The 24237-nt window shown below is 64.7% G+C and carries 24 protein-coding genes; 12 read left to right on the plus strand and 12 right to left on the minus strand.

All coding sequences use genetic code 11. From position 1 onward, the window contains the following. Window positions 1-50: 50 nt before the first annotated feature. Window positions 51-464, minus strand: coding sequence for a tellurite resistance TerB family protein (locus AC4PTT_RS18220; protein ID WP_113154002.1), 414 nt, complete (start codon window positions 462-464; stop codon window positions 51-53). A 146-nt stretch (window positions 465-610) separates the two neighbouring features. Between AC4PTT_RS18220 and AC4PTT_RS18225 the strand changes: the two genes are divergently transcribed. After that, window positions 611-2269: a lysine--tRNA ligase gene (locus AC4PTT_RS18225; RefSeq protein ID WP_492161818.1), complete on the plus strand. Its 1659-nt coding sequence runs from the start codon at window positions 611-613 to the stop codon at window positions 2267-2269. A 64-nt stretch (window positions 2270-2333) separates the two neighbouring features. On the opposite strand, the gene AC4PTT_RS18230 is transcribed toward AC4PTT_RS18225, so the two are convergent. The 9 genes from AC4PTT_RS18230 to phnF form a co-directional block, all read right to left on the minus strand. Further along, entirely contained in the window at window positions 2334-2954 is a 621-nt protein-coding gene (locus tag AC4PTT_RS18230; protein ID WP_492161819.1) for a thermonuclease family protein, read from the minus strand. Beyond that, on the minus strand, window positions 2954-3601 hold the full coding sequence (locus AC4PTT_RS18235) for a S24 family peptidase (protein ID WP_206548684.1): 648 nt from the start codon (window positions 3599-3601) through the stop codon (window positions 2954-2956). Before AC4PTT_RS18235 ends, AC4PTT_RS18230 begins: the two co-directional genes overlap by 1 nt. A gap of 187 nt (window positions 3602-3788) precedes the next feature. Then, complete coding sequence (locus tag AC4PTT_RS18240) at window positions 3789-4355, minus strand: ActR/PrrA/RegA family redox response regulator transcription factor (protein WP_113153999.1); 567 nt, start codon at window positions 4353-4355, stop codon at window positions 3789-3791. A 53-nt stretch (window positions 4356-4408) separates the two neighbouring features. After that, the gene (locus AC4PTT_RS18245) at window positions 4409-5743 is read right to left on the minus strand and encodes an ActS/PrrB/RegB family redox-sensitive histidine kinase (RefSeq protein WP_113153998.1); all 1335 of its coding nucleotides are present in this window, start codon (window positions 5741-5743) and stop codon (window positions 4409-4411) included. 38 nt (window positions 5744-5781) lie between these two features. After that, the gene (hrpB, locus tag AC4PTT_RS18250) at window positions 5782-8241 is read right to left on the minus strand and encodes an ATP-dependent helicase HrpB (protein ID WP_492161820.1); all 2460 of its coding nucleotides are present in this window, start codon (window positions 8239-8241) and stop codon (window positions 5782-5784) included. Continuing rightward, complete coding sequence (locus tag AC4PTT_RS18255) at window positions 8241-8903, minus strand: ATP-binding cassette domain-containing protein (RefSeq protein WP_492161821.1); 663 nt, start codon at window positions 8901-8903, stop codon at window positions 8241-8243. The genes hrpB and AC4PTT_RS18255 overlap by 1 nt, the downstream gene beginning before the upstream one ends. Next, entirely contained in the window at window positions 8896-10575 is a 1680-nt protein-coding gene (locus AC4PTT_RS18260) for an ABC transporter permease (RefSeq protein ID WP_492161822.1), read from the minus strand. The genes AC4PTT_RS18255 and AC4PTT_RS18260 overlap by 8 nt, the downstream gene beginning before the upstream one ends. A 21-nt stretch (window positions 10576-10596) precedes the next feature. After that, on the minus strand, window positions 10597-11823 hold the full coding sequence (locus tag AC4PTT_RS18265) for an ABC transporter substrate-binding protein (protein WP_492161823.1): 1227 nt from the start codon (window positions 11821-11823) through the stop codon (window positions 10597-10599). Between the two features lie 124 nt (window positions 11824-11947). Beyond that, window positions 11948-12634 (minus strand): phosphonate metabolism transcriptional regulator PhnF, encoded by a 687-nt coding sequence (phnF, locus tag AC4PTT_RS18270; RefSeq protein WP_492162623.1) that lies wholly within the window; start codon window positions 12632-12634, stop codon window positions 11948-11950. A gap of 198 nt (window positions 12635-12832) precedes the next feature. Here phnF and phnG point away from each other — a divergent pair, with 198 nt between their 5' ends. From phnG to bfr, 9 genes are all read left to right on the plus strand, one after another. After that, window positions 12833-13300 carry a phosphonate C-P lyase system protein PhnG gene (phnG, locus tag AC4PTT_RS18275; RefSeq protein WP_492161824.1) on the plus strand — a complete coding sequence of 156 codons (468 nt, stop codon included), beginning with the start codon at window positions 12833-12835 and terminating at the stop codon, window positions 13298-13300. Further along, window positions 13300-13911, plus strand: coding sequence for a phosphonate C-P lyase system protein PhnH (phnH, locus tag AC4PTT_RS18280; protein WP_492161825.1), 612 nt, complete (start codon window positions 13300-13302; stop codon window positions 13909-13911). Before phnG ends, phnH begins: the two co-directional genes overlap by 1 nt. A gap of 3 nt (window positions 13912-13914) precedes the next feature. After that, the gene (locus AC4PTT_RS18285) at window positions 13915-15030 is read left to right on the plus strand and encodes a carbon-phosphorus lyase complex subunit (RefSeq protein ID WP_113153990.1); all 1116 of its coding nucleotides are present in this window, start codon (window positions 13915-13917) and stop codon (window positions 15028-15030) included. Then, the gene (locus AC4PTT_RS18290; protein WP_113153989.1) at window positions 15027-15914 is read left to right on the plus strand and encodes an alpha-D-ribose 1-methylphosphonate 5-phosphate C-P-lyase PhnJ; all 888 of its coding nucleotides are present in this window, start codon (window positions 15027-15029) and stop codon (window positions 15912-15914) included. The genes AC4PTT_RS18285 and AC4PTT_RS18290 overlap by 4 nt, the downstream gene beginning before the upstream one ends. Before the next feature lie 127 nt (window positions 15915-16041). After that, window positions 16042-16818 (plus strand): phosphonate C-P lyase system protein PhnK, encoded by a 777-nt coding sequence (phnK, locus tag AC4PTT_RS18295; RefSeq protein ID WP_206544491.1) that lies wholly within the window; start codon window positions 16042-16044, stop codon window positions 16816-16818. Between the two features lie 2 nt (window positions 16819-16820). Next, on the plus strand, window positions 16821-17528 hold the full coding sequence (gene phnL / locus AC4PTT_RS18300) for a phosphonate C-P lyase system protein PhnL (protein ID WP_492161826.1): 708 nt from the start codon (window positions 16821-16823) through the stop codon (window positions 17526-17528). Beyond that, a complete protein-coding gene (locus AC4PTT_RS18305) occupies window positions 17525-18139 on the plus strand; it encodes a DapH/DapD/GlmU-related protein (RefSeq protein ID WP_206544489.1) in 615 nt (204 codons plus the stop codon). Before phnL ends, AC4PTT_RS18305 begins: the two co-directional genes overlap by 4 nt. 417 nt (window positions 18140-18556) lie before the next feature. Beyond that, window positions 18557-18871: a (2Fe-2S)-binding protein gene (locus tag AC4PTT_RS18310; RefSeq protein WP_113153985.1), complete on the plus strand. Its 315-nt coding sequence runs from the start codon at window positions 18557-18559 to the stop codon at window positions 18869-18871. Continuing rightward, window positions 18837-19322: a bacterioferritin gene (gene bfr, locus AC4PTT_RS18315; RefSeq protein WP_113153984.1), complete on the plus strand. Its 486-nt coding sequence runs from the start codon at window positions 18837-18839 to the stop codon at window positions 19320-19322. The genes AC4PTT_RS18310 and bfr overlap by 35 nt, the downstream gene beginning before the upstream one ends. 55 nt (window positions 19323-19377) lie before the next feature. On the opposite strand, the gene AC4PTT_RS18320 is transcribed toward bfr, so the two are convergent. Next, a complete protein-coding gene (locus AC4PTT_RS18320; RefSeq protein ID WP_492161827.1) occupies window positions 19378-20352 on the minus strand; it encodes a class I SAM-dependent methyltransferase in 975 nt (324 codons plus the stop codon). A 127-nt stretch (window positions 20353-20479) separates the two neighbouring features. Between AC4PTT_RS18320 and AC4PTT_RS18325 the strand changes: the two genes are divergently transcribed. Next, a complete protein-coding gene (locus AC4PTT_RS18325; protein ID WP_492161828.1) occupies window positions 20480-21490 on the plus strand; it encodes a ligase-associated DNA damage response exonuclease in 1011 nt (336 codons plus the stop codon). Further along, on the plus strand, window positions 21490-23088 hold the full coding sequence (locus AC4PTT_RS18330) for a cisplatin damage response ATP-dependent DNA ligase (protein ID WP_492161829.1): 1599 nt from the start codon (window positions 21490-21492) through the stop codon (window positions 23086-23088). Before AC4PTT_RS18325 ends, AC4PTT_RS18330 begins: the two co-directional genes overlap by 1 nt. Before the next feature lie 7 nt (window positions 23089-23095). Here the strand turns inward: AC4PTT_RS18330 and AC4PTT_RS18335 are convergent, their stop codons facing one another. Next, window positions 23096-24220, minus strand: coding sequence for a hypothetical protein (locus AC4PTT_RS18335; protein WP_492161830.1), 1125 nt, complete (start codon window positions 24218-24220; stop codon window positions 23096-23098). Window positions 24221-24237 lie beyond the last annotated feature (17 nt).

The raw sequence follows: 24237 nt of genomic DNA on the forward strand, positions 1-24237 counted from the left end.
CCGTAGCGCCGTTCAAACGCCAGTCACATGCGCTTGAACGGCCATATGTGTCAGCCGAGCGCCCGCTTGCGCGCCTGCGCCGTGCGCTCGATGGCGGCGGCGACCAGCGGCTCCAGATGCAGCCTGCTGCGCACGATGTGCAGCAGGCGCTTTTCTTCCGGTTCCACATGCCGGTCTGCTGCGACAACCTCGACAGCCAGCGCATAGGCGGTGTCGTGCAGCCTGGCAGGCACGGTGTCGCGCACGGCGTTCAGAATACGCTCAAGCCCGTCATCTTCCTGAAGGATCTGCTGGCACTGCCGCGCCACCTCGATAATCCGGTTGTCGTCGAACTCCTGAAAAACCGGCCAGGAGCGGATCGTGTCGCCGATAATGGCAAGTTCTGCATCGGTCATGTCGCGGTCGGCGGCCGACATGACGACCATCAGGTAAATCAGGGCTTCGTGGGCGGACGGCTGCGCCATCTTGTTCTCCGCTATCACAATAAGGGAGCCTGAAAGTAGGTAGCCGGGCGTCATGCCGCAATGAAAAATCGTCGCTTCGATTGACGCACCGGCTGCGCCGCCTTACAGGCTTGGCCCTTGATCGAAACGAAATTCTGGAAAGCGACATGACGACGGCAAGCCAGGACGCGCTTGAATTGACGCCCGAAGTGATTGAGGCCGCAGCCGACAGCAAGGCGTGGCCCTTCGAAGAGGCGCGCAAAATCGTCAAACGCTACGAAGGCGGCTTCCCCGAAACCGTGCTCTTCGAGACGGGCTACGGCCCCTCGGGCCTGCCGCATATCGGCACTTTCGGCGAAGTGGCCCGCACCTCCATGGTGCGCCATGCCTTCCGCGTGCTCACCGAAGACAGGATCAAGACCAAGATCCTGTGCTTCTCCGATGACATGGACGGCCTGCGCAAGGTGCCGGACAATGTGCCCAACAAGGAGATGCTGCGAACGCATCTGGGCAAGCCGCTGACAAAGGTGCCGGACCCGTTCTCCAACGAATACCCATCCTTCGGCGCGGCCAACAACGCCCGGCTTCGCGCGTTCCTCGACCGGTTCGGCTTCGACTACGAGTTCGCCTCTTCGACCGAGTACTACGCCGCCGGCCGCTTCGACGAAATGCTGCTCACCATGCTCGAGCGCTACGATGCGGTGATGGACATCATGCTGCCATCGCTGCGCGAGGAGCGCGCGCAGACCTATTCGCCCTTCCTGCCCATCCACCCGAAGACGGGCGTGGTGATGCAGGTCGCTCTGGAAGAGCGCAAGCTCGGCGCAGGCAGCATTGTCTGGCGCGATCCCGAAAGCGGCGAATTGTTCGAGACGCCCGTGACCGGCGGCCACTGCAAGCTGCAGTGGAAGCCCGACTGGGCCATGCGCTGGGCCGCGCTGGACGTCGATTACGAAATGTCCGGCAAGGATCTGATCGACAGCGTCAAGCTGGCAGCGCAGATCTGCGCAGCACTTGGCAAGAAGCCGCCGGAAGGCTTCAACTACGAACTGTTCCTGGACGAGAACGGCCAGAAGATCTCCAAGTCCAAGGGCAATGGCCTGACCATCGACGAGTGGCTCGCCTATGCCCCGACCGAGAGCCTCTCGCTTTACATGTTCCAGAAGCCGAAAGCGGCCAAGAAGCTCTATTTCGACGTGATCCCGCGCGCGGTGGACGAGTATTACACCTTCCTGTCGGCCTATGACCGTCAGGACTGGAAGAACCGTCTGGGCAACCCGGTCTGGCACATCCATGACGGCACACCGCCGGAAATCGAACTGCCGGTGCCGTTTGCGCTGCTGCTCAATCTGGTCAGCGCCTCAAACGCGCAGAACACCGACGTTCTGTGGGGCTTCATCTCGCGCTATGCGCCCGGCGTCACGCCGCAGACGCATCCCGAGCTGGACCGTCTCACCGGCTATGCGCTGCGTTACTTCGAGGATTTCGTGAAGCCGTCCAAGGCGTTCCGCGCGCCCGACGAGGTCGAGCGCGAGGCGCTTGCCGGCATCAACGAAGCCCTTGGCGCGCTGCCGGCCGACGCCGATGGCGAAGCCATCCAGAACGCCATTCTGGATGTGGCGCGCGGCATCGAGCGGTATCAGGATCACAAGCGCAAGAGCCCGAATGGCGGGCCGGGTGTCTCGGTCGCCTTCTTCCAGATGCTCTATCAGGTGCTTCTGGGACAGGAACGCGGTCCCCGCTTCGGTTCCTTCGCAGCGCTTTACGGCATCGCCGAAACGCGCGGCCTCATCACTGCCGCGCTCAACGACGAGCTGTCGGCCTGACAAACGGATCTGGCCTTTTCGTGCTCCCTGAGCGGGAAGAGGCCAGTCCCTTCAAGATCTCGGATTACGAGCCGGAAGGCCCGCCGCTGAATATGCCCTTGCCGGCATTGCGGGCCGCCTTCGCCTCTTCGGCGTAAGGGCCATCTGGGTTTGCGAGCGCCCAGCCATTTTCCACCAGCCAGCTGCCCACATCGTAACCGGCGAGCGAGCAGCGCATCGGCGCATCACTCTCATTATCGGAAGCACCTTCGTCCGCCGCCCCGCCTTCAGCATGGCACTCCAGCGCACGACCGCGAAGCCAGTAACGAAACGCCGTCCGCGCCCGCTTGCCGCAAAGCCATGCGCCGCCACTGCTCGCATCACAGGACTGGTCCGCGCCGATGACGCGGATGCCGGCAATCGTGATGGTGCGCCCTTCGGATTCGAACATGCCCGCCGCAATGGCGACAGGCCGATAATAGAGCGTGTCCTGCGGCTTGGGCTCGGGAGCGGGGCCCGCCAGTTCACTGAGCGGTGACCGGGGCTGCGCCCGTTCAAGCCCGGTGGAATCGATCGGCGGCGGCGCGACAAGCTCCGGCGCGATGACACGCGGCTGCCGGCGCTCCTGCGCCTGCGCGGAACCGGGCGTCAGGAGTGCAGCAGCGCCAGAAAGAAGCGCCAGTGAAAGAACGCCTGCCCGCTTCATTACTGGCTCGCCCACACGATACGCGCCATCCATTCCATCTGCGCTATCTCGATCACACGATTGGGATGTTCGGGGTTCAGCGAAAGCAGTTCGACCTGCTCGCTCGTCTGCCGCAGCAGAACCTTGGCCATGACCTCGCCGCCCGCCGTCTTGACCACCACGCGGTCGCCACGCCGTAAGCGGGCCGTGGGATCGACGATCAGCGTATCGCCGTCACGATAGAGCGGCATCATGGATTCACCCTGCACCTGAAGCGCATACGCGCCTTCGCGCGCCGCGCCCGGCAAATCCACCTGCTCCCAGCCCTCGCCGAGCGGGAACCCGGCATCGTCGAAGAAACCGCCGGCGCCCGCCTGCGCAAAGCCGATCAGAGGCACGCTGGACGGTGGATTTCCATAAGGTTCGGTGGGCCTAGCGTCACGCTGCAGAAGCGCAAAGAACTCCGACAGCGTCGTGCCCGTGGCAAGCATGATCTTCGACAGGGATTCGGTTGACGGCCAGCGCGGGCGTCCATCGGCTGAAAGGCGCTTCGACTTGTTGAAGGCAGTCGAATCCAGGCCTGCCTTCCGGGCCAGACCGGAGGCGGAAAGCGAGTGACGCGCCGCCAGCGCGTCTATGGCTGCCCAGACCTTGTCGTGCGAAAGCACGCGACACATCCTTCCGGTATCAAAGAGACAGGAAAATATACCTGTCTTTTGCTTTTAGCGCCGGCGGCAGGGCTTGTCCACAAACCCATGCTTGCCGCCAGACGCGCCACACCCGCAAATTAAGCCGACTTACTATCAAGTGACATTGCGGGCTTCCCTGCACCATGCAGGGGGCATCACGTCACGGTCAGCGCGGAGCGCGCTTGGCCAGAATACGCTGCAGTGTGCGGCGATGCATGTTCAAACGCCGCGCCGTTTCCGAAACGTTGCGGTCGCACATCTCGTAGACCCGCTGGATATGCTCCCAGCGCACACGGTCGGCGGACATCGGATTTTCCGGCGGCGCAACCTTTTCGCCCGACTGCCGCGTCAGGGCGGCGTAGATGTCGTCGGCATCGGCAGGCTTTGCCAGATAATCGACAGCGCCAAGTTTCACCGCCGTCACGGCCGTGGCGATGTTGCCATAACCGGTCAGAATGACCGTCCGCGCATCCTTGCGCTTTTCGCGGATGGTGGCCACCACGTCGAGGCCATTGCCATCGGCAAGGCGCATGTCGACCACGGCGAAAGCCGGCGGCGTGGCCCTTGCGCGCGCAACGGCTTCTTCCACGCTCTCGGCCGTTTCCACCGTGAAACCACGGCTTTCCATCGCCCGCGCCAGACGCGTCAGAAAGGGTTTGTCATCATCAACGATGAGAAGGGAGCGGTCTTCGCCCAGAGCGGCGTCCGGGTCTTCCACGGTGTCGCTTGTCATATCCAACACGTTCAGCACGTTACTCTTCCTAGAATCTTTCTAGCCTAAATCTGTCAGCTTTCCAATTTAGGACTATTTTCGCCCATTTCCAGATTGTTATCCGGAGCAACAAATACGGCTCTGGGCCAGATAACCTCGGCATAAGCGCCTTTTCCGCTTTCGGCGAGGTTACCAAAACGAATCTGTGCGCCCGAGCGCTCAAGCAGTGTCTTGGCGATGAACAGACCAAGCCCGAGCCCGCCGCCGCTGCTGGAGCCCGGCGCGCGCTTGGACATATAGGGTTCGCCGATCCGGTCAAGGATTTCAGCCGGGAAGCCGTGTCCGTCATCGATCACCAGAAGGCCGACCTTGTAGGAATCCCAGTGCCAGCGGATCGTCACGCTCTCTTTCGCGAAGTCGACCGCGTTCTCGACCAGATTGCCAAGCCCGTAGATCACACCGGGATTGCGCCGCCCCACGGGCTCCGGCCCGTCGGTTACGCCGGGCTCCAGACGGATATCGATGCCGAAATCGCGATGCGGGGCCGCCGTTTCCTCGATCAGCGAGGTGAAGGGCTGCCGCGCCATATGCGCCTCGCCCTCCGATGACAGGCTGGTGAGCTGGCGCAGGATCTCGCGGCAGCGCTCGCTCTGGGTGCGCAGGAGCGTCACATCTTCGCTGAAGCGGTCGTCATTGCCAAGCGCACGCTCCATCTCGCGCGCCACCAGCGCAATGGTGGCAAGCGGGGTGCCGAGTTCATGCGCGGCGGCAGCAGCCAGACCATCGAGCGCCGAAATATGCTGTTCGCGCTGCAGCACGAGTTCGGTGGCGGCGAGCGCATTGGCCAGAAGCCGCGCCTCCTTCGCCACCCGGTAGGCATAAACACCGGTAAACGCGATGCTCGACACCACGGCGATCCACACGCCGATGATGTAGATCAGCGGCATCACCAGCTCCGTCCCCGGGAACCAGGGGAGCGGGCGATGGAACACGGCGAGCGCCGTTGTCAGCGCCACCACCAGAAAGCCAAGAAGCGCAGTCCAGCGCAACGGCAGCGATGTGGCCGAGATCACCACCGGCACCGTCATCAAAAGCGAGAACGGGTTGGTGAGACCGCCCGTCATGTAGAGCAGGCCCGCCAGCTGAAACGCATCAAATGTGAGAATGCCGAGAGCGGGCAGCGGCGCAAGCCGGTGCGCCACGGAATATCTGAGCGCCAGATGCACGTTGAGCCAGGCGGATGCCGCGATCAGCGCAAAGCACATGCCCACCGGCAGCGGGAAGTCGAGCCCGAAGGCGACAACAATCACCGCTGCGCTCTGACCGATGATCGCCAGCCAGCGCAGCTTGATGAGCGTGTTGAGCCGCAGGCCGTGGCTCGGATCGTGTGCCCTGATATCCTCAAGCATGGCGGCGTTATGGGGGAAGTCCGCCCGCACTCCAAGAATTATTTTTTGCGCGGTTTGGCGCGATGTGTCGCGGCTGCGTTCGCCGGATCTTCCGGCCAGACATGCTTGGGGTAGCGCCCGCGCATGTCGGCGCGCACATCCGCCCACGATCCGGCCCAGAAGCCCGGCAGGTCCCGGGTAGTCTGGATTGGCCGGTGCGCCGGCGACAGAAGCTCCAGCTTGAGCGGAATGCCATCGGCCACCGTCGGGTGTTCGGTCAGACCGAAAAGCTCCTGCACGCGGATCGCCAGAACCGGCCCCTCCGCCTCATAGCGAATGGGCACATGGCTGCCCGAAGGCGCGTCATAATGGCTGGGCGCCATCCTGCCGATGCGCCTTTGAAACTCGTGCGGCACCAATGCAGTCAGCCCTTCGCGCAGGATGTGCGGCGCCAGTCTGGAAAGCGACGCCTCGCCGGTGAGAAAGGGCAGAAGCCACTCATCCAGCCGGTCGAGAAGCGCCTCGTCGGACATGTCCGGCCATGGATCGCCCTTCGCCGCATGAAGCCAGGCAAGCTTGCCCCGAAGCGCCTTCGCCTCCCTGTCCCATGGCAGGAGCGACAGCCCGTTTGCCCGAACGGCGTCGATCACCGCGCGGTCGGCGGCAGCGCCCGATGGCGGCGGCAAAACCTGCTCGGCCAGCACCAGCGCGCCCAGCCGGCGCACCCGTCGTTGCCTGAGCGTGCCCGCGCTCCGGTCAAAGCGTGTCTCGGTAACCTCCTCGATCAGATGTCCGAGTGCCGCCACGATCTCTTCTTCGTCAATCGCCGCTGCCGAGGCGATGCGCGCATTCTGCGCCCGCCCCTGCAGATCGGCGACGACCAGAAAGGCGCTGCCGGCAAGCCGCTCCTCCGGGGCAAGCACGCCGCCACGACCATTCGCCATGACGAAATGCCCATGTGCGCCCCGCGCCTTTGCAACGCGGTCGGGCCAGGCGTTGATGAGCAGAGCGCCCGCATGCGGCGCATCGCCGGCGCGTTCGCCACCGGCAGACCTGGCAAGCCGCGCTGCCAGTCGCCGCGCCTGTTCCGCCCGCGCACCCCGCTCCCTGCGGAAGCGCTGCAACCGGTCGTCCAGATCGGCAGACCGGCCACCCAGCCCGCGCTCCGAAAGGAGTACGGCGAGTTCGGCTGCGGCCAGCGCGTGACCATCTTCCGCCGCGCGCGCAACCATATGCGCCAGGCGCACCGGCAGGGCGAGCCTGCGCATCGCTTCGCCCGCCGCCGTCAGCCGCCCCGCCTCGTCCAGCGCTTCGAGCCGCTGCAAGAGGCTGCGCGCCTCGGCAACCGCCGCAGCCGGCGGCGCGTCGAGAAAGGAAAGAGAAGCCGGATCGCTCACGCCGAAGGCAGCGCAGTCGAGCAGCAGGCCCGACAGATCCGCCTCCAGAATTTCCGGCGGCGTGAAGGCGGGCAGCGCCGCCGTCTGTTCCGCCCGCCAGAGCCGAAGCGCAATGCCCGGCGCGGTGCGCCCCGCACGACCCGCCCGCTGATCGGCGGAAGCGCGCGAGACGCGCACCGTTTCAAGCCGCGTCAGCCCCGTTGAGGGCTCGAATTTCGGCAGCCGCGACAGACCGCTGTCGATCACCACCCGCACGCCGTCAATGGTAACCGAGGTTTCCGCAATGGCCGTCGCCAGAACCACCTTGCGCCGCCCCGCATCCGCCGGGCGGATGGCCGCATCCTGCGCCCGCCCGTCAAGACCGCCATAAAGCGGCGTGATGTCCACATCGGCGGGCAGCCGTTCGGCAAGACGCTCCGCCGTTCGCTCGATCTCGCGCTGACCGGGCAGGAAGGCGAGCACGCTGCCCTCCTCCTCCGCCAGAACCGTGCGCACCGCCCGCGCCATCGTTTCCTCGATGGCCTCGCCGGCGGGCCGTTCCGCATGGCGCAGCTCGACGGGAAAGCTCCGCCCCTCGCTCTCGATCACCGGCGCATCGCCAAGAAGCGCCGCCACCCGTGCGCCATCGAGCGTGGCCGACATCACCAGAAGCCGCAGGTCCGGCCGCAATGCGGCCTGCGCATCAAGCGCCAGCGCCAGCGCGAAATCGCAATCAAGCGAGCGTTCGTGAAACTCGTCAAACAGCACCGCCGCGATGCCGGAAAGCTCCGGGTCATCAACGATCATGCGCGCGAGAACGCCTTCCGTCACCACGAGGATGCGGGTTCTGGCGGAGACCTTCCGCTCCATGCGCATGGCGTAGCCGACGGTCTCGCCCGGCTCCTCGCCAAGGATCGCCGCCATGCGCCGGGCCGCGGCCCGCGCGGCAAGCCGGCGCGGCTCCAGAAGCACGATGCGCCCGCGCGACGCCCATTCGGCGTCCAGAAGCGCGAGCGGCGCAAGCGTCGTCTTGCCCGCTCCCGGCGGTGCGACCAGCACCGCCTTGCCCTGCGTCTCCAGCGCCGCGCTCAGCGCCGGCAGCACTTCCGTTACCGGAAGATCGGGGAGTTTCAGTCTCTCCATCACGCGCCAATCCGCACGATGTCGCCGCCGGCGGCCTCCGCGTCGGCCTCGTCATGCGTCACCAGAAGCACCGGCAGCCCGCTATCGCACGCCTTGGAGAAGACCAGTTCGCGGGTCTGTGCACGCAATTCAGCATCAAGCTTGGAAAAGGGCTCATCCAGAAGCAGGGCGCGCGGCGAAGAGGCCAGCACACGCGCCAGCGCCACACGCGCCTTCTGCCCGCCCGACAGCGTTGCCGGATCGCGCGTCTCAAGCCCTGCAAGGCCCACGCCCTCAAGCACCTGTGCGACACGCGCCGCCCGCGCCGCGCGGCCGCGCACAGCCTCCGGCAGCGCAAACATCAGATTGCCGCCCACACTCATATGCGGAAACAGAAGCGGGTCCTGAAAAAGCACGCCCACATGCCGGTCTTCAGGCTTCAGCGCGGTCACCTCGGTTCCATCGACGAAAACCCTGCCGCGCGCCGAAAACACCGGATCGAGAAACCCGCCAATATAGGCGAGCAGCGTGGATTTTCCCGCACCCGACGGCCCCATGACCGTCAGCACCCCGCCGGGCGCAACCCGTCTGGTCAGCGAAACGATCTCGCGCCCTTCAAGCGCAATCGTCACCCGGTCGATGAAGAGTCCGGCTTCCGTCAAATCCCGTGTCCGTTCAAACATGCATGTCGCGATACCGGCGGAATATCAGCGCCGGTACGATTGTGGCAACGGCAAAGCCGGCGGCCGGCAGCACCATCTGCATGAAGGCATAGATGCCGATCACGCGGCGATTGCCACCCGAGGCGAGCGCCACCGCCTCCGTGGTGATGGTCGTCAGCCGCCCCGCGCCGATCAGCACCGTGGGCAGATAGAGCCCCACCGACACCGAAAAGCCAATGGCCGCAACGGCAAGAAGCGGCCGCGCCAACATGGGAAGGCGTATCTGGAAGAACCGCCGCACCGGCCCCTTGCCGAGCCCCGCCGCGATCTGGTCGTAGCGCCGGTCAAAGGCCCGCCAGGGGTCTTTCAGGGCGAGCCAGGCATAAGGCAACACGAAAACGAGATGCGCGAAGACGAGCGCCGCCAGCGTCGCCTCCACACCGGTCAGGATGAAGAGAAGCTGGAGCCCGAACAGGAACGCCACCTGCGGCACCAGAAGCGGCAGATAGAGAAGCGCCAGCGCGCCCCGCCCCGGCGGACGCCCCATCTCATCCTCCCGCACGAAACACAATATGGCGATCACCGCCGCAACGAATGTGGAAATGAACGCCACGAACAGCGTGGTTGCCAGCGGCTCCACCAGATTGGGCAGAACCCGCATCCAGTTGCGCAGGTCAAAGCGCGCCGGCAGCACGTCTGGATATTGCCACAGCCCCGCCACCGACCACAGGCCGAGCGCCACAAGCCCGGCAAAGATTGCGCCGGCAGACACAAGCATCGCGGCCAGCGCGCCCCAGCGCAGAACACGGTCGCGCCGAAAGCGCCGCCCGGCGCAGGAAAACCGGTCGCGCAGCCGCGCGCCGAGCTTCTCGAAGCCGATCCAGATCAGGATTGCGGCGGCCGTGACGCCCAGTTGAAGCACCGCCCCCGCCGACGCCAGAAAGCGCATGGAGAGGTCGGGATCGTTCATCCAGTCGACCAGCCGCACCGCCAGCGGCGCGGGCGTGGTCGGGCCCAGAATGGTGGCCACATCCACCACCGATGTGGCAAAGGCGATGACCGCGAAAACGGGCAGACGGATCTGCGGATAGATCGACGGCCAGAGGCCGAACACGAAACCGGAGATGCGCCCATATCCCATTGATGCAATGAGTGCCCGCATGCGCGCCGGCTTCACCTGCGGCAGTGCGGCCAGCGTGACGAGAAGCAGGAACGGAATTTCCTTCACGATCAGGCCCGCCATCATCGACAGGCCGAACGGATCATGCACGATCAGGAGGTCGGGCGGGCGCTCCCAGCCGGTCAACCCCGGTGAGATCAGCCGCGCGATCATGCCCGACGGCGCAATGAGAAAGGCGAGCGCGAAGGCGCTGGCCGCGTGCGGCACGGAAAGCAGCGGCGAAATCAGATGCTGGATGCGTGCAAAGAGCTGCGTGCCGCCCCAGGCGGCGGTGAAAAGCATCACCACCGCAAGCGAGATCGCCGCCGTCGCAAGCCCGCTGAAGAGGCTCATCAGCGCCGACATGAAAATGGCCGGCTCGGAAAACAGCATGGCGAAGGGCGCAAGCCCGAACTCCATGCCACCCAGCGCCGGCAGATAGCCGAAGGCCGGCAGCAATGTGCCGGCCAGCCCGAACGCGACCGGAACGGTCAGAAGCCCGATGGCGAGAAAAGGACCGAGGCGCGTCAGCATCAGGCTGGTCCCATGCCTTGGCTAATTTCCAACCCCATAGCGCCGTTTCCACTCGGTTTCGATGCGCTCCATCCAGCTCGGATGCGGCTCGTCCAGCGCCGGGCCGAGTTCGTCGGGCCGCAGCGTTGCGACGCCGAGATCGATGGCGTCGAAGCGGGCGCGGTCATCCACATCCAGCCTGTCGAGCGCGAGCACCGTCGGATCGCCCCAGATGGCTGGATCCTGCTTGCGCGCCTGCGCCTCGGGCGACATCAGGAAATTGGCAACCACCAGCGCCCCCGCCTTTGCCGAAGCATTGTAGGGGATGGTCAGGAAGTGGGTGTTGGCCAGCGTGCCGCCGGGAAAGGTGAAGGAACGCACCGTGTCCGGCAGCTCGCCATTGGCAATGGCGTTCGAGGCTTCAGCCGGATTGAAGGCGAAGATGATGTCGAGTTCGGAATCGGCCAGAAGCTGCTTCATCGCCGGGTAATTCTGCGGATAGGCACGGCCGGAGCGCCACATGGCCGGGTTCAGCGCATCGAGATAGTCGAAAAGCGGCTTTGCCACCTGATCGAACGCATCTTCATCAACCGGTTTTTGCAACACTGCCGGGTCTTCGACCGTTTCGGCCAGAACCTGCTTCAGGAAGGAAGAGCCGATGAAATCCGGCGGCTGCGGATAGGAGAAGCGGCCGGGGTTTTCCTGCGCCCATTTCAACAGCCCGTCGGCATCCTGCGGCAGGTCTTCCACATGGATGCGCGCGGTGTCGTAGAAGAAGACAAGTTTCGCCATGCCCCACGGGCTTTCCAGCCCTTCCACCGGCACGGTGAAGTCGGTGCGGATGGTCGGCTTGTTCTCGACATCCACAAAGGCCCAGTTCGGCAGTTTTTCCGCCCAGCCCGGCGAGAGGATCAGCCCCTGTTGCTTCATGGCGGCAAAGTTCTCGCCATTGATCCAGATGAGATCGACCGTTCCGCCCGCATCGCGACCGGCAGCCTTTTCCGCCACCACGGTGGCGACCGCGCTTGCCGTATCCTCAAGCTTCACATGTCTGAGCGTGACGCCGTAGCGTTCTTTCAGCGCGTCACCCGCCCACTCGATGTAATCGTTGATGTTCTGCGAACCGCCCCAGGCGTTGAAATAGACTGTTTCGCCACGCGCATCCTTCAGAACCGCATCCCAGTTCGAGGGATCGGGCTGCGTCGTATCGGCGGCGGCTGGAACCGCGCCAATGGCCAGAAGTGCAGTCGAGAATAGCAGTGCGCGCAAGCGAAACCCCTTTGTTGCCCTTGTTTGAAACCCGTTGGGATAGAGCACGTCAGGGCGGATCAAATCAACGCAAACCACCTCGCGTTGCGGTCACTTCGCGGTGAGTTGTGGGTGATGGGCGCTCTCAGCCGGTCTCGTCCGCGCCGGGTATGTGCAACTCGATACGGTCGGCGGCAAAGCGGGTCTCGGAATACTGCACGGGCTGTCCCTGCGCATCCACATTGATGGCAATGGTCACCAGAACGATCGCGCCGGGCGAAAGCTGCAGGTCTTTCAGATCGCCCGCTTCTGCGTGCCGGGCTGTTACAGTGGTGCTGTGGCGCAGATAATCGGCAAGGCCCAGTTCCCGGAACGAGGCCGTGATCGAGCGCGTTCGCGAAAAAATTTCCGCCATGCCCGCAAACCGCTCTGCGTCGAACCAGCCACGGGCGCGGGAAACGGGCCGTCCATCGGCATGCGAAAGCGTCTCCAGCCGGATCACCGGCGCGCCGGGCGAAAGACACAACGCCTTTGCAACATCAAGGCTCGCGGGCTCCACCGCATGATCGAGCAGATCGGCGGCCAGCCCGCGCGACTGCCCCGCCAGCCCTTCCGAAAAACGCGTACGGCTGCGAATGGGATAGGCCAGCCGCCTGCGTGCCTCGACAAAGGTACCGCGCCCCTGCTCTGCGCGTAAAACGCCTTCCTGCACAAGCGCCGCAATCGCCGTGCGCACCGTGTGCCGGTTGACGCCAAAACGCTCCGCAAGCGCCACTTCCGGCGGCATGCGTCCTCCCTGCCCCAGAAGACCTTCACTGATCTCGCGCCGCATGCGGTCGGCGATCTGCCGCCAGAGCGCAACGCCGCTGCGCCGCTCGATCACCGCTTCCTTTTTCTTCGCCTGCGCCAAAATCCCGTTCTCCCCGGCTGCGCTGTCATCAGCGCGTCATGGACACCCGTTAGGCAAAACCCATAATATGTTTGGTTGTCTAGAACAATAGACAAATTGGCGAACGAGGAAGGAGACATCATGGTCTCACGACAGGAAAGACAGGCGGTCACCGAGCGGCGGCGCGAAGCGATGGCGGTGCTGGCCATGGCGAGCGGCACCGATCTCATGCAGCTCTGGAACGAAGCCGGGCTGCCCGACGAGGCCGAAACGCTGCGCGGACCTGAAACCGGCCTTGTGACCGTTCGCGGCCGCATGGGCGGCGGCGGCGCGCCGTTCAACTTCGGCGAAGCCACCGTCACGCGCGCCACCGTCAAGCTTCCCGGCGGCGAGGTTGGCCACGCCTATGCGCTTGGCCGCGAGAAAATGAAGGTGCGGGTTGCCGCCCTCATCGACGCGCTGCGCCAGCAACCTGACCTTGAAGCCCGGATCGAGGAGAAGATCCTCGCGCCGCTGCGCGCCCGCCGCATCGAGGCTGACGCGATCCGTCGCGCCGAAACGGCAGCCACCAAGGTCGACTTCTTCACCATGGTTCGCGGAGAGGACTGATGACGCTCGATTCCATCGCCATCGAAGGCGGTTTCCAGAACCCGGTCTTCGACGCCCAGACCATTTTCCGCGCCGTCATGCAGGCCATGGCCGAGCCCGGCACGATCCACAGGGGCATTGCGCTCGCCAAGCCGCCCGCACCGCTGACGCCGGAGGCCGCAGCCGTCGCGCTGGCGCTTTGCGATCAGGACACGCCGATCTGGCTCGACCCCGCGCTTGCGGGCGATGAGGCGGTCCGCGCCTGGCTCGCCTTCCACACCGGCGCGCCGCTCGCCAACACGCCGGCCGATGCGCATTTCATCCTGGCGGCTGATCCCGAGCACCTGATCGGGCTGGAGAACTTCGCCCAGGGCTCGCAGGAATATCCCGACCGCTCGGCCACGCTCGTTCTTCAGGTGAACGACCTTTCGGGCGGCGAGGAACTGGTTCTCGACGGCCCCGGCATCGAGAGCGAGGCGCGCCTCGCGCCCCGTCCCATGCCGCGTCATTTCACCCGCCAGTGGGCGCAGAACCACGCCCGCTTTCCGCGCGGCATCGACCTGATCCTGGTCAGCCGCGAGGGCCTTGCGGCCCTGCCCCGCTCCACCCGCATCACCAGCCAGGAGGCCTGAGCCATGTATGTAGCCGTCAAGGGCGGCGAAGCCGCCATCCAGAACGCGCACCGGCTTCTGGCCGACCGTCGCCGCGGCGACCGCAACCTGCCCGCCATCACGCTCGAGCAGATCGCCAGCCAGCTTTCGCTTGCCGTCGACCGCGTCATGTCCGAAGGCTCGCTTTACGACACCGGCCTCGCGGCACTTGCCGTCAAGCAGGCGCGCGGCGACATGATCGAGGCGATCTTCCTTCTGCGCGCCTACCGCACCACCCTGCCGCGCTTCGGCTATACGCGCCCCGTCGACACGGCAGCGATGCTGGTCGAGCGGCGCGTCTCCGCCACCTACAAGGATCTGCCCGGCGGGCAGCTTCTCGGCCCCACCTTCGATTACACGCACCGTCTGCTTGATCCGGAACTGGCCGAAGACGCCGAACCGGCAGCGCCCGAGGCGCGCAGCGAGGCCGAAGAAGCCATGCCGCGTGTGTCCGACATTCTCGCCAATGAAGGCCTGATCGAGGAAGACGGCTCCCTGCCGGAAGACCGCGAGCCCGGCGACATCACCCGCGAGCCGCCGGAGTTTCCCATGGAGCGCGACCAGCGCCTTCAGGCCCTGTCGCGCGGCGACGAGGGGTTCCTTCTGGCGCTCGGCTATTCCACCCAGCGCGGCTATGGCCGCAACCACCCCTTCGCCGGCGAGATCCGCATTGGCGAGGTGGATGTGGAGATCGACGTGCCGGAACTCGATTTCCCGCTCACGCTCGGCCGCATCCGCGTCACCGAGTGCCAGATGGTCAACCAGTTCAAGGGCTCGCAGAAAGTGCCGCCGCAGTTCACCCGCGGCTACGGGCTTGTGTTCGGCCAGTCGGAACGCAAGGCCATGGCCATGTCGCTGTGCGACCGGGCGCTGCGCGCCAACGAGCTGGATGAAGACATCACCGCACCGGCGCAGGACGAGGAGTTCGTCATTTCGCACTGTGACAACGTGCAGGCGACCGGCTTCGTCGAGCACCTGAAGCTGCCGCACTATGTCGACTTCCAGGCCGAGCTCGGTCTGGTCCGCCAGATGCGCCGCGAATACGAGGAGCGCCGCGAGGGCGCAGCCGCAGACACCGAGCGCCGGGAGGCCGCCGAATGAACGCCCACACCGACAACATCGCCCAGTACAATTTCGCCTATCTGGACGAGCAGACGAAGCGCATGATCCGCCGCGCGATCCTCAAGGCCATCGCCATTCCCGGCTATCAGGTGCCCTTCGCCAGCCGCGAAATGCCAATGCCCTATGGCTGGGGCACCGGCGGCGTGCAGGTCACCGCATCGGTGATCGGAACCGACGATGTGCTCAAGGTCATCGACCAGGGCGCGGACGACACCACCAATGCCGTCTCCATCCGCGCCTTCTTCCAGAAGGTCGCCAATGTGGAGGTAACCACCCACACCGCCGACGCCACCATCATCCAGACGCGCCACCGCATCCCCGAGGAACCGCTGAATGCCGGTCAGGTGCTCGTCTATCAGGTGCCGATCCCCGAGCCACTGCGCTTCCTCGAGCCACGCGAGACCGAGACGCGCAAGATGCATGCGCTTGAGGAATACGGCCTCATGCATGTGAAGCTCTACGAGGACATCGCCCAGCACGGCCACATCGCCACCACCTTCGCCTACCCGGTCAAGGTCGAGGGGCGTTACGTGATGGACCCCTCGCCGACGCCGAAATTCGACAATCCGAAAATGCACATGTCGAAGGCGCTCCAGCTTTTCGGCGCAGGCCGCGAAAAGCGCATCTATGCCGTTCCGCCCTACACGCGGGTCGAAAGCCTCGACTTCGAGGATCATCCCTTCGAAGTGCAGACCTTCGATGAGCCCTGCGCGCTGTGCGGCGGCACGGATGTCTATCTCGATGAAGTGGTTCTCGATGATCGCGGCGGGCGCATGTTCGTCTGCTCCGACACCGACAATTGCGAGGCGCGCCGCGCCGAAGGCCATCGCGGACATCTGTCCGGCGAAGAGGCTGCAACGTGAGAAACGACAGCGCATCGATGACAGCGCCCGGATCGCGGCCCTCCTCCTTCTCCCCGTCGGCGGGGAGAAGGCGTCGGCAGGCGGATGAGGGGCTGCGCAAACTTTTGAAAATTCGCGGAGAAATCCAATGACTGACGAACCGCTGCTTCGCGTTCGCTCCATCTCGAAATTTTACGGCAACCGTATCGGCTGCAACGACATCTCCTTCGACCTGTGGCCGGGCGAGGTTCTGGCTGTGGTGGGCGAGTCCGGCTCGGGCAAGACCACCCTCCTGAACTGCCTCTCCACCCGCCTCCTGCCGACCTCCGGCACCGTGTCCTACCGCATGCGCGACGGGGCCTTCCACGACCTCTACCGCATGAGTGAGGCCGAACGCCGCTTCCTGATGCGCACCGACTGGGGCTTCGTGCACCAGAACCCCTCCGACGGCCTGCGCATGACGGTTTCCGCCGGCGCGAATGTCGGCGAGCGGCTGATGGCCGTGGGCCAGCGCCACTATGGCGACATCCGCGCCACCGCCACCGACTGGCTCGGCCGCGTGGAGATCTCCAGCGACCGCATCGACGACCAGCCGCGCGCCTTTTCCGGCGGCATGCGCCAGCGCCTGCAGATCGCCCGCAACCTCGTCACCGGCCCGCGCCTCGTCTTCATGGATGAGCCGACCGGCGGTCTCGACGTGTCGGTGCAGGCCCGCCTGCTCGATCTCCTGCGCGGCCTCGTTCACGAGCTTGGCCTGTCCGCCATCGTCGTTACCCACGACCTTGCGGTCGCCCGCCTTCTCTCCCACCGCATGATCGTCATGAAGGACGGTCACGTGGTCGAAAGCGGCCTCACCGACCGGGTGCTCGACGATCCGCAGGCGCCCTACACCCAGCTTCTCGTTTCCTCCATCCTGCAGGTGTGATCATGGCAACGCCCCTCGTCGTCTCCGAAGTCTGCAAGAGCTTCACCATGCATCTCCAGGGCGGCATCCGCCTGCCCGTGGTGTCCGATGTCTCCTTCTCGCTCTCCGCCGGCGAATGCGCCGTGCTTGGCGGCCCCTCGGGCGCCGGCAAGAGCTCCATCCTCAAGATGATCTATGGCAGCTACGCCATCGACACCGGTCAGGTAATCGTCAGCCATGGCGGCAATCTGGTGAACCTCGCCACCGCCGATCCGCGCACCGTCATCGCCATCCGCCGCGACACGATTGGCTATGTCAGCCAGTTCCTGCGCGCCGTGCCGCGCGTTTCCGCGCGCGACGTTGTAGCCGAACCGCTCATCGCGCGCGGCGAAGTTCTGGAAACCGCCCGCGGCAGGGCCGAGATGCTGCTCGAACGCCTCAACCTGCCCGAGCGCCTGTGGGATCTGCCGCCCGCCACCTTCTCCGGCGGCGAGCAGCAGCGCGTGAACATCGCCCGCGGCTTCATCACCGACCACCCCGTTCTGCTGCTCGATGAACCGACCGCTTCGCTCGACAAGGCAAACCGCGAAATCGTGGTTTCCATGATCGACGAGAAGAAGAGGGCGGGCGTCGCCCTTCTCGGCATCTTCCACGATCAGGATGTGCGCGAGATCGTCGCCGACCGCATCATCGACGTCACCGACTTCGCACCAGGCAGGAAAGCGGCATGAAACAGCTATCGGAAAAGCCGGCCATTCACCCCACCGCAAAGGTCGTCGAGTCCACGCTCGGCCGCTACACCGAGATCGGCGAGCGCTCCCGCGTGCAGGAAACGGCGTTCGGCGACTACTCCTACATGACGCAGGACTGCAGCGTCTGGTGCGCGCAGATCGGCAAGTTCTCCAACATCGCCGCCGCCGTGCGCATCAACGCCACGAACCACCCCACATGGCGGCCGACCCTGCACCATTTCACCTACCGCTCCGGCGATTACTGGCCGGATGCCGAGCATGACGCCCAGTTCTTCGAATGGCGGCGGGAGAATATGGTGCGGATCGGTCACGACACATGGCTTGGCCATGGCTGCACGATCCTGCCCGGCGTCACCGTCGGCGATGGCGCGGTGATCGGCGCAGGCGCGGTCGTGTCGAAGGATGTCGCGCCCTACACGATTGTCGGCGGCGTTCCCGCCCGCCCGATCCGCGAGCGTTTCGACCGCAAGACCGCCGAGCGCTATCAGGCGCTTGCCTGGTGGGACTGGGACCATGACCGGCTGCGCGCCGCACTGGACGACTTCCGGTCGCTGAACGCGGAAGAATTCCTGGAAAAGCACGGCGGCTAAAGCAATTCCAGGAAAAGCGGGAACCGGTTTTCCGTCCGGAACTGCGTAAAAGAAGATCCGATTTATTGATGGAGCATCGGAGAAACCGGAAGCCGGTTATCGCTTTCCGGTCCGATGCTCTCATCGCCGCGCCAACGGGTCGCAGCTTTCCCTGAATATGATTGTCATGTTTTTATTGACAGGAACGCCCGTCCGCGTGTTCTATGCGCCTGCATCTACGCGATGCGTCCATGGTGTTGGGGCCTTTAACCCTTTCGATCGCAGGACGTCTGTCGTCGCCCGCAAGCCCTGCCTGCCGCAAAACCTGCCGGCAGTCTTTCGCTGATACGGGCGCGTTTTCCGACACACTCCGGCACGAAGGTTCAACCCTTGCCTGTGGGCTTGACCTTGCAAAGCCACGGAGCGTTTGACGTCGCCATGCTCGTCTGTCAGTGCAACCTGATCACCCAGAAAGAGGTCGAGGACACCATCGTTTCGATGCTGGACGAAGACCCCTGGCAGCTCATCGTACCGGCCAAGGTCTATCACACGCTTTCCAAACGAGGTCGCTGTTGCGGCTGCTTCCCAAATGTGGTGGAAACGATCATCCGTGTAACGGAAGAATACCACCACCGTCACGCCGAAAGCGAAGGCGCTGAAGTCGTGACATATCTTGACCAGGTTCGCGCCCTGCGCGAGCGCTACGGGAGCAGGTTTAATGAAAGGCGACAAAAAGGTTATCGAGCGGCTTAACGAAGCCCTCACCCATGAACTCGGGGCGGTCAACCAGTACTGGCTGCACTATCGCCTTCTGGAAGACTGGGGCTTCACCAAACTGGCGAAGAAGGAACGCGAGGAATCCATCGAGGAGATGCACCACGCCGACAAGCTGGTCGAGCGCATCATCTTCCTTGAAGGTCATCCCAACCTTCAGGTCGTTGGACCGCTGCGCATCGGCCAGAACCTCAAAGAGGTTCTCGAAGCCGATCTGGCTGGCGAGCACGATGCCCGCAAGCTGTACAAAGAGGCCCGCGACGACTGTAACGCCGCCGGCGACTACGTATCCATGAAACTGTTTGAAGAGCTTCTGGCCGATGAGGAAGGCCATATCGACTTCCTCGAAACCCAGCTTGAGCTTCTTGAGACCATCGGCGAGGCCAAATACGGCCAGCTAAACGCCGGCTCTGCCGACGAAGCCGAGTAATCTGGCTTAGGAATGGCCGGTCGAGCACCCGCTCCCGGCCATTCCACTCCCGTGATCAATGCGCTCTTGGCCGCTGTTTTGTACCCGGAACGAGCGCCGCATCGCCCAGCTTGCGCGCCGCCCCGGTTCGCTCCGCCACCACGATCAGCCCTTCTATGGGCTCACCGCGATCCATCCGGATCACCGCCTTCTCCAAAAGGACCGGCTCGAACCCCGCTTCCGCCAGCGCTGCACGCAGATGCGGCTCGGAATGGGCATAACGGCGCGAGGCGCGCAGCACCATTGCCTCCGGCCCCGCGTGATGTTCGACCGAGAAGACGAAGAGCGCTCCCGGCGCAAGCGACGCGCCCGCCGTCGCAAAAAGCCGCTCCAGCGCGCCCAGATACATGAACACATCGGCCGCCGTCACCAGGTCGGCCCTGCGCGGCAGGGTCGAGAGCGCTGCCAGATCGGCCCGCTCCAGACGGTCGTATATGTGCTTTCCGCCGGCCCGCTTCAGCATCTCGGCGGAGATATCGAGCCCTTCCAGAAAGCTCACGCGGGATCGCAGGCGCTCGCCCATGAGGCCGGTGCCGCAGCCAAGATCGACCGCATGGGCAAAGCTGTCGCGGCCAAGGCGCAGAAGCGCCTCTTCCAGCAATTGCGGCACGCGGTAGCCAAGCTTGTCCACCAGCGAAGCGTCGAAGGTTTCGGCATATTGATCGAACAGCGTTTCGACAAAGGCGGAAGGAGCGGCTTCAAGACCGTCCAGCGCGCCATGCAGCTCAAGCTTGAGCGCCGCGCCCAGCCTGTCTTCGCGATCGAGCCGCAGCACCGTGCGCCAGGCGTCCACCGCCGCCGCGATCTCGCCAGCCTCGGCCAGCATTTCGCCATGTCGATAATGCCCTGCGATCCAGTCCGGCGCGAGCTCCAGCGCCTCGCCCATCAGGCTGGCAGCGGCCTCGAACTCACCGTTTTCCAGCAACATCTCGGCGTACTCCGCCCGGCGATCGGCCAGGAGGTTACCCGAGGTGAAGATGAATGGGTTCATACAGTTTGAATTTTTCCGGGGTGCCCTGGGTCAGGACCCACGCGGGCGGTGGGCGTTTATGCTCCCGGAAATCTCTCCTGACAAGCATATCTTTCACCATCAGAAAAAAATCCTATCTTGTGGTTCCATGAAGCCGCACGATCTGCTCCACCCGCGTCCGGCAGGGCTTTATTGCCCGCCCGGCGATTTCTACATCGATCCCGTTCGCCCGGTGGAGCGGGCGCTCATTACGCATGGCCATGCCGACCACGCCCGCGCGGGCCATCGCCACGTGCTGGCGACAGGGCAGACACTCGACATCATGAAGCTGCGCTACGGCGCGGATTTTGCCGAAAGCCGGCAGGCCCTTGCCTATGGCGAGAAGCTTTCCATCGATGGTGTCACCGTCTCGTTTTACCCCGCCGGCCATGTGCTCGGCTCGGCGCAGATCGCGGTCGAGGCCAACGGGCTGCGCATCGTCGCCTCCGGCGACTACAAGCGCCATCCAGACGCCACCTGCGCGCCCTTCGAGCCGGTGCGCTGCGATGTCTTCATCACCGAAGCAACCTTCGGGCTCCCCGTCTTCGTCCATCCCGATCCGCTGAACGAGATCCGCAGGCTGACCGCCTCGCTTGCCCAGTTCCCCGAGCGCGCCCACATCGTCGGCGCCTATTCGCTCGGCAAGGCGCAGCGCGTCATCGGCCTCCTGCGCGCCGCCGGCCATGATGCGCCGATCCTCATTCACGGCGCACTGGCCAAGCTCTGCCGCTACTATCAGGGTCAGGGCATCAAGCTCGGCAAACTCGCCCCGGCCACCGACGAGGAAGGAATTGTCGATCGCGGCGCGGGCCAGATCATCGTCGCCCCGCCCTCGGTTTTCGGCGAGCTCTGGACCCGCCGTTTCGCCGACCCGCTTAATGTCTTCGCCTCCGGCTGGATGCGCATTCGTCAGCGCGCCAGACAGCGCGGCGTCGAGCTTCCGCTGACCCTGTCCGACCATGCCGACTGGAACGAACTCACCGCCACTATCCGCGAAACGGAGGCGGGCGAAGTGTGGGTGACCCATGGGCGCGAAGAAGCCATCGTGCGCTGGTGCGAGCTGAACGGCATCGCCGCGCGTCCGCTCAACCTTGTCGGCTATGAAGACGAGGCCGAGTGATGCAGCGTTTCGCCGATCTCCTCGACCGTCTCGTCCTCACACCGTCGCGCAATGGCAAGCTGCGGCTTCTGGCGGATTATTTCCGCAACGTGCCCGATCCCGACCGGGGCTACGCGCTGGCCGCACTCACGGGCGGTCTGGATTTTCCGGCGGTCAAACCCGCCATGCTGCGCACCCTGATTTCCGAGCGCATGGATGAGGTGCTTTTCGCCTATTCCTACGATTATGTGGGCGATCTCGCCGAAACCATTTCGCTGGTCTGGCCCGCCGCCCCCGACAGTGAGACCCCGCCGCCGGCGCTCTCCGAGATCGTCGAAACCCTCACACAGCTTGGTCGCGCCGAAGCGCCAACAGTCATCGCAGGCCTGCTCGACCGGCTCGACCCTTCCGCCCGTTTCGCGCTCATCAAACTGGCGACCGGGGGCCTGCGGATCGGCGTTTCGGCGCGTCTTGCCAAACAGGCGCTTGCCGCCTTTGGCGACAGGGATGTGGGCGAGATCGAAGAGCTCTGGCACGGACTCGAACCGCCCTATGAAACGCTTTTCGCCTGGCTTGAGGGCAAGGCCGAAAAGCCGGTCAGCGCCGCACGGGCGCTGTTCCGCCCGGTCATGCTCGCCCACCCGGTCGGCGAGGGCGATCTCGAAAAACTCGATCCGGGCGACTATGCCGCCGAGTGGAAATGGGACGGCATCCGCGTACAGGCTGCGGGCGAAGACGGTGTGAAACGGCTTTATTCGCGCACGGGCGACGATATTTCCGGCGCATTTCCCGATCTTTTGGCGGAATTCGATGCCGAAATGACGCTGGATGGAGAACTTCTGGTCGGAAATCCGGGCCTCAAAACCGGCACGTTTTCAGATCTGCAACAGCGCCTGAACCGCAAGACGGTCTCGAAGAAGATGCTCGCCGAATACCCCGTTTTTCTGCGCTGCTACGATCTTCTCCAGATAGGCGATGATGATCTGCGCGCCCTGCCCTTTGCCGAGCGGCGCGCCATTCTGCAAAGCGAACTGCCGGCGCTTTCAGAACACCGATTCGACCTGTCTCCCATGGTCGGCTTTTCAGGCTGGGAGGAGCTTGAGGAAAAGCGCCGCAATCCGCCGCATCCCGTGATCGAAGGGGTGATGCTGAAACGGCGCGATTCCGCCTATGTGCCGGGTCGTCCAAAGGGGCCGTGGTTCAAATGGAAGCGCGATCCGTTCACCGTCGATGCGGTCCTGATGTACGCCCAGCGCGGCCACGGAAAGCGGTCGAGCTATTATTCGGACTATACATTCGGCGTCTGGAGAGGCCCGGACGACGCACCCGAACTGGTGCCGGTCGGCAAGGCCTATTTCGGCTTTACCGATGAAGAACTGAAGCTGATCGACAAATATGTGCGCGACAACACGGTGGAGCGTTTCGGCCCCGTGCGCTCGGTGCGCGCAGAGCCCGGCCATGGCCTCGTTCTGGAAATCGCCTTTGAAGGGCTGAACCGCTCGACGCGCCACAAATCGGGCGTCGCCATGCGCTTTCCACGCATCTCGCGCCTGCGCTGGGACAAGCCGGCGGCCGAGGCCGACCGGCTGGAAACCCTTATGGCGCTCTTGGCGGACTAGCGGGCAGTCACTGCGTTGCGACCGCTGCCCGGATCGCGAAAATATCGAGCGCCTTGCCGCCGCCCGTCACATCGGGAACGATGGTGATGGCGCCGCCGCCATTGGGCCGCTCATCCGGCAGCGTGACCTCGAACAGATAGTCCGCCCGTGAGGGGCCAACCACATAGCGGGTGCGTCCGCAGCCGCCGAGCGCGCCGAAATTGCACGACAGCGAAAGCTGTGTCTCCTCGCCATCCTGCGAACGCGCCTCAATGCTGAAGATCGCGCTGCGGCCTGCCAGCGTTTCGAGAATGCCCTGCCCCACATCGAAGGTGACGCCGGCATTGCCCGCCGTGCTGATGCGCAGGAACACACGATCATCATTGCGCATGACATCCACATTGCCGCCATTGGACGCGGCGACCGTCGTCGGGTCGGTCGGATCGAACACGGTGATCCACTCGCCCGCAGCGCGGCTTGTGCCCGATGCGCCCTGCGTGCCCGTGGTCTCGTCGCTGCCCGTCGAGAACTCTTCTTCCTCAAGCGCCAGCGGCGGATTGGGAACGCTGGTGTCGCGTTCGGCGCTGGACATCAGGATGCCACTGGAAAACGTCCACCAGAGCCCCATGGCGACAAAGGCCACCAGGGTCGCCACGAGAAACAGCATGGCGTAGGGGCGGCGCTGCCTTGGCAGGGCCGCGCGAATGCGGCGCTTGGTTTCCGCATCCGACGGCTGGTCGGGTGCGGAAGGCCGGTCTGCGCGGTCGATCTGCGGCGTGAAGTCGCTTTCGGCGCGCCGCACTTGTGCGCGACGCGGCTCGGACGCCACTTGGGGCGCCACCTCGGGCGTCACCTGAGGCGAAGGCGCCTGACGCGGCGCGGGCCTCGGCTCCTGCCGCTGTGGCGCTTCGGGTTCCGGTGCGGCCGGGCGACGGGGCGCGGCTGCGGGAACGAATTCCGTTTCGATTTCGGTGATCGTCGCCTTCAGGTTCTCACGCCGGGCGAGTTTCGCCTCGTCCGAGAGATCCTCGCGTGCCTCAAGCGTACGCTCCAGCGCGGCAAACGCCGAGCGGTAGACCTTCTCACGAAAGGACCGCTTGTCTGCGTCGCCCTTTTCGAACGCCTTTCTTATGGCTTTTTCTATTGCGTCCAAGGCTGGCTGCCCTCTTT

The sequence above is a fragment of the Nitratireductor sp. WH36-1 genome (assembly GCF_058725515.1).

Bases quoted from the DNA above. Each gene is read 5' to 3' on its own strand.
- AC4PTT_RS18220 (WP_113154002.1), bottom strand. From the start codon at position 464: ATGGCGCAGCCGTCCGCCCACGAAGCCCTGATTTACCTGATGGTCGTC.
- AC4PTT_RS18225 (WP_492161818.1), top strand. From the start codon at position 611: ATGACGACGGCAAGCCAGGACGCGCTTGAATTGACGCCCGAAGTGATT.
- AC4PTT_RS18230 (WP_492161819.1), bottom strand. From the start codon at position 2,954: ATGAAGCGGGCAGGCGTTCTTTCACTGGCGCTTCTTTCTGGCGCTGCT.
- AC4PTT_RS18240 (WP_113153999.1), bottom strand. From the start codon at position 4,355: ATGACAAGCGACACCGTGGAAGACCCGGACGCCGCTCTGGGCGAAGAC.
- AC4PTT_RS18245 (WP_113153998.1), bottom strand. From the start codon at position 5,743: ATGCTTGAGGATATCAGGGCACACGATCCGAGCCACGGCCTGCGGCTC.
- hrpB (WP_492161820.1), bottom strand. From the start codon at position 8,241: ATGGAGAGACTGAAACTCCCCGATCTTCCGGTAACGGAAGTGCTGCCG.
- AC4PTT_RS18255 (WP_492161821.1), bottom strand. From the start codon at position 8,903: ATGTTTGAACGGACACGGGATTTGACGGAAGCCGGACTCTTCATCGAC.
- AC4PTT_RS18260 (WP_492161822.1), bottom strand. From the start codon at position 10,575: ATGCTGACGCGCCTCGGTCCTTTTCTCGCCATCGGGCTTCTGACCGTT.
- phnF (WP_492162623.1), bottom strand. From the start codon at position 12,634: ATGCGGCGCGAGATCAGTGAAGGTCTTCTGGGGCAGGGAGGACGCATG.
- phnG (WP_492161824.1), top strand. From the start codon at position 12,833: ATGGTCTCACGACAGGAAAGACAGGCGGTCACCGAGCGGCGGCGCGAA.
- phnH (WP_492161825.1), top strand. From the start codon at position 13,300: ATGACGCTCGATTCCATCGCCATCGAAGGCGGTTTCCAGAACCCGGTC.
- AC4PTT_RS18285 (WP_113153990.1), top strand. From the start codon at position 13,915: ATGTATGTAGCCGTCAAGGGCGGCGAAGCCGCCATCCAGAACGCGCAC.
- AC4PTT_RS18290 (WP_113153989.1), top strand. From the start codon at position 15,027: ATGAACGCCCACACCGACAACATCGCCCAGTACAATTTCGCCTATCTG.
- phnK (WP_206544491.1), top strand. From the start codon at position 16,042: ATGACTGACGAACCGCTGCTTCGCGTTCGCTCCATCTCGAAATTTTAC.
- phnL (WP_492161826.1), top strand. From the start codon at position 16,821: ATGGCAACGCCCCTCGTCGTCTCCGAAGTCTGCAAGAGCTTCACCATG.
- AC4PTT_RS18305 (WP_206544489.1), top strand. From the start codon at position 17,525: ATGAAACAGCTATCGGAAAAGCCGGCCATTCACCCCACCGCAAAGGTC.
- AC4PTT_RS18310 (WP_113153985.1), top strand. From the start codon at position 18,557: ATGCTCGTCTGTCAGTGCAACCTGATCACCCAGAAAGAGGTCGAGGAC.
- bfr (WP_113153984.1), top strand. From the start codon at position 18,837: ATGAAAGGCGACAAAAAGGTTATCGAGCGGCTTAACGAAGCCCTCACC.
- AC4PTT_RS18320 (WP_492161827.1), bottom strand. From the start codon at position 20,352: ATGAACCCATTCATCTTCACCTCGGGTAACCTCCTGGCCGATCGCCGG.
- AC4PTT_RS18325 (WP_492161828.1), top strand. From the start codon at position 20,480: ATGAAGCCGCACGATCTGCTCCACCCGCGTCCGGCAGGGCTTTATTGC.
- AC4PTT_RS18330 (WP_492161829.1), top strand. From the start codon at position 21,490: ATGCAGCGTTTCGCCGATCTCCTCGACCGTCTCGTCCTCACACCGTCG.